Below are 14,393 nucleotides of genomic sequence, written 5' to 3'. Positions count from 1 at the left end.
ACCAATGAGCGCAGCACGGTCGTCATGAGGGAGGACGCATGACCGACCACGGCTTCGGAGTGGTGCGTCCGCTTCCTGGAAATGGGCTGGTCGCCTTCGAGGGCGGGCTGCTGCTGGTGTGCGACGCCAACGAGTCCGCGGCCAACGACCTGCTCGACGCGCTGCGTGAGACGGCCGCGTCCGGCGGCGACGGCAGGGCGCTGGCCCGTCGCGCCGCGCAGGTGCTCGCGGCCAACATGGCGGGCGACCCGGCCACGTGCGCGGTCGCGGGCCCGGTCGGCGACGGTGTGGCCGTGCTGGTCAGCGGCTCGGCCGCGGCCACCATCGGCACCGCCTCCGGCGAGACGCGGCTGGCCGGCAGCGACTCCCTGACGTGGGCCGACCGGCTCGTCACCGGCCCGGTCGAGCGCGTCCAGCTGAGCCTGCCCGGGGCCGGCAGCCCGCACCCCGCGGTCCGCTTCGAAGGCGGTGTGGTGCACGGCGGCGGCCTCGTCGGCGACCTCACCGACCAGCCCGCCGCTCCCGCTCCGTCCAGGCCGCTGACCAGTGAGATGCCGGCCACGGCCTTCCACATCGAGGCCGACCTGATCCAGCCGCCGCCCGCGCCCGTGGAGCGGCCTCCGTACCCGCTGGCCGACCAGCCGCAGGCCGTGCAGGGCCCGTCCTCGGGCCCGCAGCCCCAGGAGCAGCCTCCCTACCTCCCCCCGCAGGATCAGCCGCCCTACCCCACGCCTCAGGAGCAGCCCCCCGACCTCCCCCCGCAGGAGCCCCAGCCCCCCTACCTCCCGCCCCAGGAGCAGCCCCCCTATTTCGGCCCGCAGGAGCAGCCGCCGCCCCTTCCCGAGCCGCAGCAGTTCCCCTCCTACGACGAGCCCCCTCCCTCCGGCAACGGCGTCGCCGACCAGCAGGCCCAGCAGCAGCACATGGGCCCGCCGGACCACTACGACCAGCCCGCGCCGCCCCTGCTCGGCCCGCCCGACCACTACGAGCAGCCGGGGCCGCCGCCGCAGGAGCAGCAGCCCGACCACGGCGACCGGCCGCTGGTCTACGGCGTCGACTGCAAGAACGACCACTTCAACGATCCCCGCGTGCCCTACTGCGCCGTCTGCGGGATCGCCCTCGTCCAGCGCACTCTCGTCCCCTACAAGGGCCCGCGCCCGTCGCTCGGGGTCCTCATCCTGGACGACGGGACGGCGCTGCCGCTGGAGAGCGACTACCTGCTGGGCCGCGACCCGGAGCGGGCGCCCGAGGTGGCCGGTGGCACCGCCAGGCCCGCCAAGGTGACCAGCCCGGACGGGTCGGTCTCCCGCCGGCACCTGCGGGTGGCGCTGGACGGCTGGGACGTCAACCTGGTCGATCTGGGCTCGGTCAACGGCACCCAGATCCAGCCGCCCGGCGACCCCAACTTCTACGACATCCCGCCCAACGAGCCCGTCACCATCGCCCCGGGCACGACGGTCCGCGTCGGGGTCTCCCGCACGCTCCGCTTCGAGGCGCACCGGGGGTAGGGCTCGAAACGCTCGCGTCCCGGGTATGGGGCGCGAGCGAGACCCTTGGGAGCGGCTCAGGAGCCGGGCGAGGCGAGGAACTCGCGGGCGCCGCGCAGCCGGGTCCGCAGACGTCGTTGCGTGGCCGCACAGTCCAGCCGCACGTCCAATGGACCAGTCAGATCGGTGTCGGCCCGGCGGCCGGTCGGCAGGCGAGCCGCGTCGAGACCGTCCCGGCGGGCGATGAGCACCCCCAGCTCGTACCGGCTCAAGGCATCGGCGCCCGCGACGTGCCGGATGCCAGAAAGCCCGCCGGCCGCCAGCTCCATCAGCGCCGCCGCCAGGTCGGCGACGTGAACGGGACACCTCACGTCGTCCGTGAACAGCACGCCTCCGGCGCGTCCCGTGGCCAGCGAACGTACGAACGCCTCGTGGGGAGATCCGCCGTTCCCGACGATCAGGGAGGTCCTGGCGATCGCCGCGCCGGGCAGCACAGCCCGTACCGCCGTCTCAGCCGCCGCCTTGGCCGCCCCGTACGGGCTGACCGGGTCGGGCACGCACGTCTCGTCATAACTCTTCGCGGCGCCCGAGAAGACGGCGTCACTCGAGACATGCACCAACCGCCCACCCGCCCGGGAAACACCCAGCGCCACGTGGGCGGCCCCGTCCGCCGTGACCGCCCAATCCGCCGTACGGTAGGCGGTGTTGACCGTCACCTCCGGCCGGAACGCATCGAACACGGCGCCCACCTCCGCCCGCGAACGCACATCCAGGGCCAGCCACTCCACCCCGGAACGCGCGCCGGGCCGGGTCAGGTAGGTCGCACCCACCTCATGACCCGCGGCCACGCAGAGCCGTACGAGCTCGCCGCCGAGCAAGCCACTCCCACCGACGACGAGAACCTTCACGAGCCGCCACGCTACCCCACGCCCTCGCCCGGCCGTCCGGCTCCTCCACGCTCTCCAGTGCCCGAGTTCCTCCCCTCGCCTGGCGAACGGCCAGGTCCCCATAAGGGCAGGTTGTGCCATGGATATAGGAAGGTGATCGCTTATCTTCCGTTTTCATAGCCCCATCAAGGTGGAAATGCGACATAACACCAACAAGGCTGACCTGGACAGGCGGGGGAGCGGAGCCCGGACCACGAGACAGACGGGCGCGCCCAGCCTCCGAAGGGCACCAGACCACGGGCGGAGACGCCCGAAACGAGGGCCGCAACGTCGATGAGCCCGGCGATGGGGGAGCGGCGCAGCTTGTATTACGCCTTCTCCCGAAATGCCGCGATTTTCATGGATAACACGCCGAATAGGCGAAAATCTTCGGAAATGAGATGTGGTGGAAACGGCCGATCCGTGAGGATTTCTCGTGAAATTCCGCCCGCAACCGGCCGTCCCTATCCCCGCGATCCGGCCCATCCGAATGGAGGGAGCCGCGGCTAGGCCGGTCGGAAAGCCCGTACGCCCCGCAACAGCCGCACCGCCGCCTCCAGCCCGCTGGAGGCCTCCAGCGCCCGCCCCGCCGCCGTCGCGAACCGGCTCAGCAGATGCTCGTCACCGTCGCCGAACCCCCGCCCGGCGACCCACACGAACGTATGATCCCAGGCCGCCACCGGCACCGGAGTGGCCAGGAACCCGGGCTCGCCCATCGACGGGTCACGCGCCAGCCGTAGCGTCACCGAGACGGCCGCCAGCTCCTTCAGCACCCCGGACTCGGCCAGCCACCGCCGCACCCGCAGCGGATCCCCCGGTGGGGCGTACAGGTGGATCGAACGCGCCTCGTGCCGCAGCGCGTCCACGCGCACGAACCCCGCGTAGGCGGTGCCCGTGACGGCGGCGGCGGTCCGCGCCAGCCGATCGGCCAGCTCCGCCGGCTCCAGGCAGGAGAACGAGGCGATGAGTTCACGCATGGCGACATCGACACGGTTGTATGGCATCGCGGTGGTCCCTCGGGGGAGGGGTGAGATCGCGCGGCCCGATCACGCGACTCTGAAGTGCGGCTGCCCTGACTATCGCCCTCGACGCGGCTCTTGACCAGCCCTCAACAGGAAATCGGGATTTTCCCCCATTCCGGCCCTGGTCCCGCCGCGAGCACCCCGAGGGGAGCGACCTCCCCACTACGACGGCCGCAGCAGCGCCCACTGCACGTCGTCGGCCCGCGTGCCGTCCCGTTTCGGGAACAACTGCCGCTGCACCCCCTCCCGGCGGAACCCGGCCCGCTCCAGCACCGCGTGCGAGGCCGTGTTGCCCGCCTCGGTCCCCGCCACGATCCGGTGCAGCGAGGTGCTCGCGAAGGCCCAGTCCACCAGCAGCCCGACCGCCCGCGTCATGAACCCCTTCCCCCGGAACTCCGGCAGCAGCGAATATCCGATCATCGCCTGCCCCAGCGCCGGCAGCACCTGCGTCAGCTGCAGATGCCCCGCGAACGCCCCGGAGACCGCGTTCCTGATCGCCAGCTCGATCCGCTGCCCCGACACCCACCAGTACCCGGTGTGCCGGCACCGCCGCTGGTCCTCCTCCAGCGTGCTCGCCGGCCCCACGAAGTAGGCCGCCACGATCGGGTCGGCCAGCATCCGGTGGAACTCCCCGGCGTCCTCGGAAGCCAGCGGCACCAGCCGTACCACGCCGTCGTTCAGCTCCCCGCCGTCGAAGAACGGCAGGTACGGCTCCGTCCCCCCCACCGGATCCCCCGAAAGCCTGCCGAACGTGATGAAATCCACGAACCGCCCGTCCCGCAGCTGCTTGGCGTCCCGCCGCCGCCCCTCCTCGCGGAACCCCGCCTTGTACGCCACCCGCAGGCTGGCCACGTTCTCCACCTCGGCCTGCAGCTCTATCCTGCGCACCCCGTGGTCGAACAGCCAGTCCGTCACCGCCCGCGCGGCCGTCGCGGCCACGTTCTTGCCCCGGGCCCACGGCGCCACCAGGTAACCCAGCTCCACCACGCCCCAGTGGTCGGGTGACTGAACCCCGATCGAGCCGACGAACTGGTCGTTCTCCGTGATCGCGAACTCCGCCCCGCCGCCCTCCCAGCGCGCCGCCGCGCCCTTGAGGTATTCACGCGCGTGCTCCAGCCGGTACGGCACCGGCAACAACGGCATGAACCTGACCGTCACCGGATCCCCGCACATCCCCACGATCGCCTCGGCGTCGCCCTCCGCAGGGGGTCGCAGGATCAGGGAGCCGGTCGAGATCACATCGCGCGGGAACATCCCCCATAGATACCGCGCGTCCGGACACGCTCGAAAGCCCTATAACCTTGCCGCCATGGGTTTCCGCAGGCATGGGCCGTTTCGGGCGGGGGATCAGGTGCAGCTCACCGACCCCAAGAACAAGCGCCACACGATCACGCTCAAAGAGGACGGCGTCTTCCACACCCACAAGGGCGCCATCCCGCACAGCGACCTGATCGGGCAGCCCGAAGGCTCCGTCGTGCGCTCCTCCGGCGGCACCCAATACCTGGCCTTCCGCCACCTGCTGCAGGACTACACGCTCGCCATGCCGCGCGGCGCGGCCGTCATCTACCCCAAGGACGCCTCGATGATCGTCGGCATGGCCGACGTCTTCCCGGGCGCGCGGGTGATCGAGGCCGGGGTGGGTTCGGGCGCGCTGACGTGCTTCCTGCTGCGCGCCGTCGGCCCCGAGGGCCACGTCACCTCGTACGAGCGGCGCGAGGAGTTCGCCGACGTGGCCCGCAAGAACGTGGAGAAGTTCTACGGCGAGCCCATGGACGCCAACTGGCGCCTGGTCGTCGGCGACCTGGTGGCCTCCATCGACGAGGTCGACGTCGACCGCGTCATCCTCGACATGCTCGCCCCCTGGGAGTGCGTCGACGCCGCCGCCAAGGCCCTCACCCCGGGCGGCGTGATCTGCTGCTACGTGGCCACGACCACCCAGCTGTCCAAGACGGTCGAGGTGATTCGCGATCATGGGTGTTTCACCGAGCCGCATGCGTGGGAGACCCTGGTTCGCGACTGGCATGTCGAAGGACTCGCGGTGAGACCCGATCATCGGATGATCGGCCACACCGGATTCCTCGTCACCGCCCGCCGCATGGCCGACGGCGTAGCCCCGCCGCCGCGCCGTCGCCGACCGAAGGGGACCACCGAGGAACTATGACAATTTGGCCACGAGGGTGCGTTCGTGCGTGACACGGGAACAGATCGCCGCGTTCATATGCTGGGAGTATTAAACGCACTATTAGGGATTATTCAACGAACACTGAATGTCACTCGACGAACACTGCCCGGCCAGGTTACGGAGGGGCCCGAGATAGGTAAGGTCCTAAGTAGTCGCCCTCGACTGGGAAGGAGGTGACGGGGCGTGGCAGCTCGCGATGATGCTGAGGCTCGAGCCGCGCAGCGCGAACGGGAGGTCGCTGATCTTTCAACACAGGTCTCCTTCCTCCAGGAGGAGATCACCGCGCTGAGGCGGAAACTGGCCGAGTCACCCCGTCAGGCCAGGGTCCTCGAAGAGCGTCTCCACGAGGCACAGGCGAATCTCGCGGCCGTGACAGGCCAGAACGAACGCCTGGTGGCAACCCTCAAGGAGGCCAGGGACCAGATCGTCGCCCTCAAGGAGGAGGTCGACCGGCTGGCGCAGCCGCCATCCGGATTCGGCACTTTCCTGGAGGCCAGAGAAGACGGCACGATCGAGGTGTTCACCGGCGGCCGCAAGCTCCGCGTGAACGTCAGTCCTGCCGTCGACGTCGACTCGCTGCGGCGTGGCCAGGAGGTCATGCTCAACGAGGCCCTCAATGTGGTCGAAGCCCTCGGCTACGAAGAGGTCGGCGAGATCGTGATGCTCAAAGAACTGCTCGACGAGGGAAAGCGGGCCCTGGTCATCTCGCACGCCGACGAAGAGCGCGTCGTGCGACTGGCCGAGTCGCTGGTCGGCCAGCCCATCAGGGCGGGCGACTCGCTCCTGCTCGAGCCTCGCTCCGGCTACGTCTACGAGCGCATACCCAAGTCCGAAGTCGAAGAGCTCGTGCTCGAAGAGGTTCCCGACATCTCCTACGAGGAGATCGGCGGCCTCATGCGGCAGATCGAGCAGATCAGGGACGCTATCGAGCTGCCCTACCTGCACGCCGACCTGTTCCGCGAGCACAAGCTGCGGCCCCCGAAGGGCGTGCTGCTCTACGGCCCGCCCGGCTGCGGCAAGACGCTCATCGCCAAGGCCGTCGCCAACTCCCTGGCCAAGCAGGTCGCGGAGAAGACCGGCCAGTCCGGCAAGAGCTTCTTCCTCAACATCAAGGGCCCGGAGCTGCTCAACAAGTACGTCGGCGAGACCGAGCGGCACATCCGCCTGGTCTTCCAGCGGGCCCGTGAGAAGGCCTCAGAGGGCACCCCGGTGATCGTGTTCTTCGACGAGATGGACTCGATCTTCCGCACCCGAGGCTCCGGCGTGTCCTCCGACGTCGAGAACACCATCGTCCCTCAGCTGCTGTCGGAGATCGACGGCGTCGAGGGGCTGGAGAACGTCATCGTCATCGGCGCCTCCAACCGCGAAGACATGATCGACCCGGCGATCCTGCGGCCCGGCCGCCTGGACGTCAAGATCAAGATCGAGCGGCCGGACGCCGAGGCGGCCAAGGACATCTTCAGCAAATACCTCATCGCCGACCTTCCCCTGCACCCCGATGACCTGGCGGAGCACTCCGGCTCCCGCGAGTCCACCATCGTGGGCATGATCCAGAGCGTCGTCGAGCGCATGTACACCGAGAGCGAGGAAAACCGCTTCCTCGAGGTGACCTACGCCAACGGCGACAAGGAAGTCCTCTACTTCAAGGACTTCAACTCCGGCGCGATGATCCAGAACATCGTCGACCGGGGCAAGAAGATGGCCATCAAGCAGTTCCTCGAAAGCGGCCAGAAGGGCCTGCGGGTGCAGCACCTGCTCTCGGCCTGCGTGGACGAGTTCTCCGAGAACGAGGACCTGCCCAACACCACCAACCCCGACGACTGGGCCCGCATCTCCGGCAAGAAGGGCGAACGGATCGTCTACATCCGCACGCTCGTCTCCGGCAAGCAGGGCACCGAGGCCGGCCGTTCCATCGACACCGTCGCCAACACCGGCCAGTACCTGTAAAACCCCTGGACGGGAGGGCCGCGCGGATCGCCCGCGCGGCCCTCCCGCTTTCCAGGAGAGGCTCCGTACGGAACGGGCGCCCCCGTCGCCGCGTCCGTGGCGCCCGGCAACCGCAGCCTCGGGCTCATGCTGCCCTACACGGCCCTGCATCACCTCCTGCTGGCCGAACTCGCCGAACCCGTGGTCCTCACCGGTGGCAACGTCTGCGAGGAGCCCATCGCCCTCGAAGACGCCGACGCGCTCACCAGGCTCAGCGGCATCGCCGACGCCTTCCTCGTCCACGACCGCGCCATCCACGTACGCACCGACGACTCCGTCGTACGGCCCATGGCCGGCCAGGCGACCGTGCTGCGGCGGGCCCGCGGATACGCGCCCGAGCCGCTCACGCTGCCCGGGGCCGCCGCCGCCGACCTGGCCGCCGGGGTGGACACGCACGTGATCGCCGCCCGCGACCACGCGTAGCTCCAGGGGCCCTGCCTAGCATGGCGATCATGGACTACCTCAACCCCGCCCGCGCCCCGTACACCGCGCACGACCGCGCGCTCATCGGCACCGAGCACGCCCGCCAGGCCCGCGCCCACTTCGCCGGGCACCCCGCCTACCGGCCCACGCCCCTCCACACCCTCCCCGGGCTGGCAGGGACCCGGGCCGTGTACGTCAAGGACGAGAGCGGGCGCATGGGGCTGGGCAGCTTCAAGGCGCTCGGCGGCGCGTACGCCGTACATCTGCTCGCCGAACGCGAGAGCGGCGGCCCGCCGTTCGTCTGCGCCAGCGCCGGGAACCACGGCCTCTCCGTCGCCTCCGGCGCCGCCGAGGCCGGCGTGGCCTGCGTCGTGTACCTCAGCGAGGGCGTGGCGGAGGCGTTCGCGGAGCGGTTGCGGGCGCTCGGGGCCGACGTGCGGCGCGGCGGCGCGGACTACGACGCCAGTATGGACGCCGCCCGGCGGGCCGCGCAGGAGCACGGCTGGCGGCTCGTCGCCGACAGCTCATGGGACGGCTACACCGACATCCCGCTGGACGTCATGCGCGGCTACAGCGTCCTGTTCGACGAACTCGCCATCTCCGAGGCGCCCACCCACGTGTTCGTGCAGGCGGGCGTCGGCGGGCTGGCCGCCGCGGCGGCCGGCTATGTGCGCGACCGCTGGGGCGAGCACCCCAAGATCGTCGTCGTCGAGCCCGAAGGCGCGGCCTGCCTGCTCGAAAGCGCCCGCGTCGGCGAACCGGTCCACATCCAGGGCGGCCACACCACCCTGGGCAGGCTCGACTGCCGCGAACCCTCCCTCCTCGCCCACCGCCTCCTCGGACACCTCGCCGACCTCTACACGACCATCACCGACGACCAGGCCGGCGCGGCCGCGCGCCTGCTCGCCGAGCACGGCGTCGCGCTGTCCGCCTGCGGCGCCGCCGGAGCCGCCGGGCTGCTCGCCCTCGGCCCCGCCGCCCGCGACGCGCTCGGCCTCGACGACGGATCACGCGTGTTGCTCGTGGGAACTGAGGGACCAGTGGAACCAAAGTGTTCGAAGTGACGTCTAAGGGCCGTGCATCCACCTAACCGGCCGAAGCATGCCCGAAAGGCTCAAGGGGACGGCCGGTTGGCCGAACTCGACCTCCTGCGCTTCATCGCCGCCCTGGCCGTGGTCGCCTTCCACTACCTGGTCGCGTTGGCCTCCGTCTGGGGCGACCGGCCCGCGGAGCTGTTCCCCGCGCTGGCGCCCATCGCCGGGTTAGGCATCCTCGGGGTCGAGCTGTTCTTCATCATCAGCGGGTTCGTCATCCTCATGACCGTCTGGGGGCGCGGGCTCGGCGGCTTCGTCCGCTCCCGGCTCGTCCGCCTCTACCCTGCGTACTGGATCAGCCTCGCCGCCGTCGCCGCCCTCTACGGGATCACCGGCGCCAAAGCGCTCGACCCAAAACTTTCACCAGGTGAATACCTGCTGAACGCCACCATGTTCCAGCGGCTGTTCAAGATCACCGATGCCAGCGGCGTCTACTGGTCGTTGTGGGCCGAGCTCCGCTTCTACCTCCTCATGGCCATCCTCGTGATCATCGGCGTCACGTACCGGCGGGTCCTGGCGTTCGCCGGGATCTGGCTGGCCGCCGCCCTGGCCGTCAAGCTGCTCGAGAACGCCGGACTCTTCGACAACGCGCTCGTCCGCGAGACCGTCATGCCGGACTACGCCCCCTACTTCGTCGCCGGCATGGCGCTGTACCTCATTCACAAACACGGGAACTCCTGGCTGCCCTGGCTCTACGTCGCCGCCGGATACGGCATGTCGATCGACGCCGCGCTCGGCCGCGTGCACCGGCGCATCGAGGGCGCCGGGTTCAAGAACATGCCCGTCACCGACCTCAGCGTGATCATCACCATCACGCTGATCTTCGCCCTGATGACGCTCGTCGCGCTCGGCGTGCTGCGGCTCAAATCGTCCAAGACGCTCACCGCGCTCGGCGGCACCACATACCCGCTTTACCTCCTCCATAGCGTCGTCGCGGTGGCGCTCATCCCGGTGCTCACCGGCGACCTGCCCCCCTGGGCCGTCGCCATGATCACGACGCTGGCCGCGATTCTCCTGTCGTATCTCGTGTACTCCTTTGCCGAACGCCCCATCCAGCGGCTTCTCAAGCCCCGCAGACCCACACAAACCCCATCAGCTCCGGCCGTACAGGTGGAAAAGGCGTCGGTGCCATAACTCTGTGGCCTTGGGGCACTGTGAAGGGCATAGGCTCGGGCATATAAACGGCGGATAGACAGACCCGGACGAACAGAGGGTGTTGCATGACGGTGCGTCGGGTGATGGGCATCGAGACCGAGTACGGCATCTCCGTACCTGGTCAGCCAGGCGCCAACGCGATGGTGACCTCCTCACAGGTCGTGAACGCCTACCTGGCCGCCTCGGCGGCCCGCGCGCGCAGAGCACGATGGGACTTCGAAGAGGAGAACCCGCTGCGCGACGCGCGCGGCTTCGACCTGGCCAGAGAGGTCGCCGACCCCAGCCAGCTCACCGACGAGGACCTCGGCCTGGCCAACGTCATCCTCACCAACGGCGCCCGGCTCTACGTCGACCACGCACACCCCGAGTACTCCGCACCCGAATGCACCAACCCCCGGGCCGCCGTCATCTGGGACAAAGCGGGGGAGCGGGTCATGTACGACGCCGCCACGCGGGCTTCCGCCATCCCCGCCAACGCGCCCATCCAGCTCTACAAGAACAACACCGACGCCAAAGGCGCCTCCTACGGCTGCCACGAGAACTACCTGATGCGGCGCGCCACCCCGTTCGCCGACATCGTCAGGCACCTCACCCCGTTCTTCGTCTCCCGGCAGGTCGTCGTCGGCGCCGGCAAGGTCGGCATCGGCCAGGACTCCCGCGGCGAAGGCTTCCAGATCAGCCAGCGGGCCGACTTCTTCGAGGTCGAAGTCGGCCTCGAGACCACGCTCAAGCGGCCCATCATCAACACCAGGGACGAGCCGCACGCCGACCCGGAGAAGTACCGGCGGCTGCACGTGATCATCGGCGACGCCAACATGTCGGAAATATCGACATATCTGAAGCTGGGCTCCACCGCCCTCGTCCTCGCCATGATCGAAGAAGGCTTCCTCACCCGCGACCTCGCCGTCGACAACCCCGTACAAGCCCTCCGGCACGTCTCCCACGACCCCAGCTGCCGCTACGAGATTCCCATGCGCGACGGCCGCAAGCTCACCGCCGTCCAGCTCCAGATGGAATACCTCGAACAAGCCCGCAAATACGTCGAAGAGCGCGGCACCGCCCAAGACGAGATGAACAAGGACATCCTCGACCGGTGGGAATCCGTTCTCACCCGCCTCGCCGAAGACCCCATGCAACTCGCCCGCGAACTCGACTGGGTCGCCAAACTCGAACTCCTCGAGGGCTACCGCACCCGCGACGACCTCGCCTGGTCCCACCCCCGCCTCCAACTCGTCGACCTGCAATACTCCGACATCCGGCCCGACCGCGGCCTCTACAACCGGCTCGTCGCCCGCGGACGCATGCAACGACTCGTCACCGAAGAAGAAGTCCAGCGCGCCGTCGAACACCCGCCCACCGACACCCGCGCCTACTTCCGCGGCCGATGCCTGCGCCAATACAGCGAATCCGTCGCCGCCGCCTCCTGGGACTCCGTCATCTTCGACATCCCAGGCCGGGAGTCACTGCAGCGCGTACCCACCCTCGAGCCGCTGCGCGGCACCAAAGCCCACGTCGGAGAGCTCTTCGACCGCTGCCGCACCGCCGCCGAACTCGTCGCCGCCCTCACCGGCGGCGACTGACCCTCTTCAGAGCAGGCCGATCCCCAGCGCCGGCGTGCCTTTACAGCAGGCCGATCCCCAGCGCCGGCGTGCCTTTACAGCAGGCCGATCCCCAGCGTGAGCGTGCCCGCCGCCAGGCATACGCCGCCCGCGACCGTCAACCAGATCAGCCTGCTCGGCTTCGTGTCGCTCGGGCGCACCACCGACAGGAAGAAACCCAGCGGCATCAGGATCGGGGCCGCCACGATCAGCGTGCGCGTCAGGGCCTTCATGCCGTCCGGCAGGCTCGCCTGGTCCACGTACAGCATCGCCACCAGGCCGAACAACACCAGGACGCCCGCATGGGCATGACCCGCGCGCCACAGGCCGCGGCGCACCGGGTTGTCCAGGTAGCCCGGGACGTTCCGCATCAGGAACGACAGCAGCGAGACGCCGCCGAAGGCCACCAGCGGGACTGTGACGAGGAGCACACCTGCCGTGCTCAGGGACGAAGGGGACATCTCTACCTCCTGTGTGTACGGGGATCCAGTATTGGATAGGAGGGCTATCTAGTCAAGCGGACAAGATCACTGGGCGATCAGCGCGAAATGTCGCCCGGTTCGGGGAAGATATGGGTAGAGGCAGTCCCCCAAGTGGAGGTAGGACATGGCAACCAAGGACACCGGCGGTCAGAAGCAGACCGGTCGGCGCGAGTCCGAAGTCGAGGAGACCGAGGCCTCGGCGGCGCCGGACGTTCAGGAGCGGCAGGAGAAGCTCTCGGACGACGTCGACGCGATTCTGGACGAAATAGACGAAGTTCTCGAAGAGAACGCAGAGGAATTCGTGCGCAGCTACGTCCAGAAGGGCGGAGAGTAGGGCAAAACGGACAAACAAAGGGGGTAAATCGGGTGGAAACGCCGGACGGAAATAAGCGGTGCCCGGATTGTGGTGAGATCAAGGCGGTCTCCGAGTTCGGGCTCAATAAGCGCCTGCCCGATGGGCGGGCGCGATATTGTAAGGTCTGCTTCCGGAGGCGGTCTACTCAGAGCTATCGCAAGCGCATGGCCGAGCAGGGCAAAACCGTTCGTGAGGCGATCTTCGTTCGTGACGGCGGTGCCGTTGCACGTTCGAGGACTTATCACCTTACGCAGCGCTATCAGGTGCGGCATGAGGATGTCGAGCGGATGATCTCGGCTCAGCATGGGTTGTGTGTGGTGTGCTGGGATCGGCCGCCCGAGCACGTCGATCATTGTCATCGCACCGGTGATGTGCGGTATGCGTTGTGCTTGCCGTGTAATACGGGAATCGGGCAGTTCAGGGATGATCCCGGCGTGGTGCGGCGGGCGCTTTCGTATATCGAGGCGACTGTTGAGGGTTATGACGAGGTGGAGGTGCCGGAGGCGGAATTGGCGGAGTTGATCCGGGCCGAGGAGCGGCTTCGTGCCGACTTCTACGCCAAGGTCAGCAGGGTGGGCTGAGCTATTCCTGGGGGAGGGTGTACTCGACCGCCACGCCCAGGAGGCGGACGGGGCGGGTGAGGTCGAAGCGGTCGAGGATGGTCAGGGCGGCCTCGGTGATGGTGCCCGGGTCGGTTGTGGGGACGGGGAGCTTGGACTGGCGGGTTCGGGTGAGGAACGGGGTGAAGCGGACCTTGACCGATACGCGGGTCACTTCGCGGTCGGCTTCGATGGCGTCTTGGGCTACCTGGTCGGCGAGGGTGGCTATGTGGTGGGCGATGTCGGTCTTGTCGGTGAGGTCGCGCTGGAATGTTGTTTCGCGGCTGTGGCCGCGGGCGATCCAGGGTGTGGTGACGACTTCGGCTTCGCCTTTGCCGAGGGCGAGGTAGCGGTACCAGGGGCCGTTGGTGGGGCCGAAGTGCTCGGCCAGGTGGGCGGGGTCGGCGGCGGCGAGCTGGGCGACGGTGTGGAGGCCGAGGCCGGCGAGTTTCTTGGAGATCCTGGCGCCGATGCCCCAGAGGGCGTCGGTGGGGCGGTCGTTCATGGCCTCGGCCCAGTTTTCGCTGGTGAGGCGGTATATTCCGGCGGGTTTGGCGTACCCGGAGGCGAGTTTGGCCTGGTGTTTGTTGTCGCCGATGCCGACCGAGCAGGACAGGTCGGTGCGGGCGCGTACGGCGTGCTGGATGTCGGCGGCGAGGGCTTCCGGGTCGTCGGTGGTGGCGCCGATGAAGGCTTCGTCCCAGCCCCAGATTTCGAGGCGGACGGGGAAGTCGCGGAGTGTGGCCATGACGCGTTCTGAGGCGGCTTCGTAGGCGGGTGGGTCGCTGGGCAGGAAGACGGCTTCTGGGCACCGTTTGAGTGCGGTTCGTAGTGGCATGCCGGAGTGGATGCCGTGTTCGCGGGCTTCGTAGGTGGCGGTGGCGGCGACGGTGCGGGGTTGGGTGGGGTCTCCTGAGCCGCCGACGACGACGGGTTTGCCGCGGAGTTCGGGGTGGCGGAGGAGCTCGACGGCGGCGATGAACTGGTCGAGGTCGACGTGCAGGATCCAGTCCCTGGTGGACATGGTGACCAGTATGGACTGTGCCGTGGCGGGGATCCTGGAGCCGCCGTTCGGGGCGTCTCA

14 protein-coding genes are annotated in these 14,393 nt (G+C 68.9%); 9 read left to right on the top strand and 5 right to left on the bottom strand.

Annotation, left to right across the window (positions count from 1 at the left end):
- Window positions 1–38: 38 nt before the first annotated feature.
- A complete protein-coding gene (locus tag ACFLIM_RS08625) occupies window positions 39–1,508 on the top strand; it encodes an FHA domain-containing protein (RefSeq protein ID WP_393163804.1) in 1,470 nt (489 codons plus the stop codon).
- 56 nt (window positions 1,509–1,564) lie between these two features.
- Here the strand turns inward: ACFLIM_RS08625 and ACFLIM_RS08620 are convergent, their stop codons facing one another.
- From ACFLIM_RS08620 to ACFLIM_RS08610, 3 genes are all read right to left on the bottom strand, one after another.
- Entirely contained in the window at window positions 1,565–2,395 is an 831-nt protein-coding gene (locus tag ACFLIM_RS08620) for a sugar nucleotide-binding protein (protein WP_393163802.1), read from the bottom strand.
- Between the two features lie 524 nt (window positions 2,396–2,919).
- Window positions 2,920–3,417, bottom strand: a complete 498-nt coding sequence (locus ACFLIM_RS08615) for a hypothetical protein (RefSeq protein ID WP_393163800.1) — start codon at window positions 3,415–3,417, stop codon at window positions 2,920–2,922.
- 180 nt (window positions 3,418–3,597) lie between these two features.
- Window positions 3,598–4,689 carry a GNAT family N-acetyltransferase gene (locus tag ACFLIM_RS08610; protein ID WP_393163798.1) on the bottom strand — a complete coding sequence of 364 codons (1,092 nt, stop codon included), beginning with the start codon at window positions 4,687–4,689 and terminating at the stop codon, window positions 3,598–3,600.
- A gap of 55 nt (window positions 4,690–4,744) precedes the next feature.
- Here ACFLIM_RS08610 and ACFLIM_RS08605 point away from each other — a divergent pair, with 55 nt between their 5' ends.
- From ACFLIM_RS08605 to dop, 6 genes are all read left to right on the top strand, one after another.
- Window positions 4,745–5,596 (top strand): tRNA (adenine-N1)-methyltransferase, encoded by an 852-nt coding sequence (locus tag ACFLIM_RS08605; RefSeq protein WP_393163796.1) that lies wholly within the window; start codon window positions 4,745–4,747, stop codon window positions 5,594–5,596.
- Window positions 5,597–5,800: 204 nt separating this feature from the next.
- The gene (arc, locus tag ACFLIM_RS08600) at window positions 5,801–7,564 is read left to right on the top strand and encodes a proteasome ATPase (RefSeq protein WP_393163794.1); all 1,764 of its coding nucleotides are present in this window, start codon (window positions 5,801–5,803) and stop codon (window positions 7,562–7,564) included.
- A 96-nt stretch (window positions 7,565–7,660) separates the two neighbouring features.
- Complete coding sequence (locus ACFLIM_RS08595) at window positions 7,661–8,026, top strand: Sua5/YciO/YrdC/YwlC family protein (RefSeq protein WP_393163792.1); 366 nt, start codon at window positions 7,661–7,663, stop codon at window positions 8,024–8,026.
- Window positions 8,027–8,055: 29 nt separating this feature from the next.
- On the top strand, window positions 8,056–9,090 hold the full coding sequence (locus ACFLIM_RS08590) for a pyridoxal-phosphate dependent enzyme (protein ID WP_393163789.1): 1,035 nt from the start codon (window positions 8,056–8,058) through the stop codon (window positions 9,088–9,090).
- A gap of 66 nt (window positions 9,091–9,156) precedes the next feature.
- Window positions 9,157–10,254, top strand: a complete 1,098-nt coding sequence (locus tag ACFLIM_RS08585; protein ID WP_393163787.1) for an acyltransferase family protein — start codon at window positions 9,157–9,159, stop codon at window positions 10,252–10,254.
- Window positions 10,255–10,340: 86 nt separating this feature from the next.
- Window positions 10,341–11,855, top strand: a complete 1,515-nt coding sequence (dop, locus tag ACFLIM_RS08580; protein WP_393163785.1) for a depupylase/deamidase Dop — start codon at window positions 10,341–10,343, stop codon at window positions 11,853–11,855.
- A 74-nt stretch (window positions 11,856–11,929) separates the two neighbouring features.
- On the opposite strand, the gene ACFLIM_RS08575 is transcribed toward dop, so the two are convergent.
- Window positions 11,930–12,334 carry a hypothetical protein gene (locus tag ACFLIM_RS08575; protein WP_393163783.1) on the bottom strand — a complete coding sequence of 135 codons (405 nt, stop codon included), beginning with the start codon at window positions 12,332–12,334 and terminating at the stop codon, window positions 11,930–11,932.
- 145 nt (window positions 12,335–12,479) lie between these two features.
- Here ACFLIM_RS08575 and ACFLIM_RS08570 point away from each other — a divergent pair, with 145 nt between their 5' ends.
- Both ACFLIM_RS08570 and ACFLIM_RS08565 read left to right on the top strand, forming a co-directional pair.
- Window positions 12,480–12,689, top strand: a complete 210-nt coding sequence (locus tag ACFLIM_RS08570; RefSeq protein WP_138715525.1) for a ubiquitin-like protein Pup — start codon at window positions 12,480–12,482, stop codon at window positions 12,687–12,689.
- A gap of 185 nt (window positions 12,690–12,874) precedes the next feature.
- Window positions 12,875–13,291 carry an endonuclease VII domain-containing protein gene (locus tag ACFLIM_RS08565; RefSeq protein ID WP_393163780.1) on the top strand — a complete coding sequence of 139 codons (417 nt, stop codon included), beginning with the start codon at window positions 12,875–12,877 and terminating at the stop codon, window positions 13,289–13,291.
- A 1-nt stretch (window position 13,292) separates the two neighbouring features.
- On the opposite strand, the gene ACFLIM_RS08560 is transcribed toward ACFLIM_RS08565, so the two are convergent.
- Complete coding sequence (locus tag ACFLIM_RS08560; protein WP_393163778.1) at window positions 13,293–14,333, bottom strand: DNA polymerase IV; 1,041 nt, start codon at window positions 14,331–14,333, stop codon at window positions 13,293–13,295.
- Between the last annotated feature and the right edge of the window lie 60 nt (window positions 14,334–14,393).

The sequence above is a fragment of the Nonomuraea marmarensis genome, from assembly GCF_043197025.1.
In the GTDB taxonomy this organism is placed as follows: Bacteria; Actinomycetota; Actinomycetes; order Streptosporangiales; family Streptosporangiaceae; genus Nonomuraea; species Nonomuraea marmarensis.
Note: the sequence above shows the minus strand (reverse complement) of the source record. Positions and strands in the feature narration are given on the sequence as shown.

What these genes read in the sequence shown, in the direction of transcription:
- ACFLIM_RS08625 (WP_393163804.1), top strand. Translation starts at nt 39, where the DNA reads ATGACCGACCACGGCTTCGGAGTGGTGCGTCCGCTTCCTGGAAATGGG.
- ACFLIM_RS08615 (WP_393163800.1), bottom strand. Translation starts at nt 3,417, where the DNA reads ATGCCATACAACCGTGTCGATGTCGCCATGCGTGAACTCATCGCCTCG.
- ACFLIM_RS08610 (WP_393163798.1), bottom strand. Translation starts at nt 4,689, where the DNA reads ATGTTCCCGCGCGATGTGATCTCGACCGGCTCCCTGATCCTGCGACCC.
- ACFLIM_RS08605 (WP_393163796.1), top strand. Translation starts at nt 4,745, where the DNA reads ATGGGTTTCCGCAGGCATGGGCCGTTTCGGGCGGGGGATCAGGTGCAG.
- ACFLIM_RS08590 (WP_393163789.1), top strand. Translation starts at nt 8,056, where the DNA reads ATGGACTACCTCAACCCCGCCCGCGCCCCGTACACCGCGCACGACCGC.
- dop (WP_393163785.1), top strand. Translation starts at nt 10,341, where the DNA reads ATGACGGTGCGTCGGGTGATGGGCATCGAGACCGAGTACGGCATCTCC.
- ACFLIM_RS08575 (WP_393163783.1), bottom strand. Translation starts at nt 12,334, where the DNA reads ATGTCCCCTTCGTCCCTGAGCACGGCAGGTGTGCTCCTCGTCACAGTC.
- ACFLIM_RS08570 (WP_138715525.1), top strand. Translation starts at nt 12,480, where the DNA reads ATGGCAACCAAGGACACCGGCGGTCAGAAGCAGACCGGTCGGCGCGAG.
- ACFLIM_RS08565 (WP_393163780.1), top strand. Translation starts at nt 12,875, where the DNA reads ATGGCCGAGCAGGGCAAAACCGTTCGTGAGGCGATCTTCGTTCGTGAC.
- ACFLIM_RS08560 (WP_393163778.1), bottom strand. Translation starts at nt 14,333, where the DNA reads ATGTCCACCAGGGACTGGATCCTGCACGTCGACCTCGACCAGTTCATC.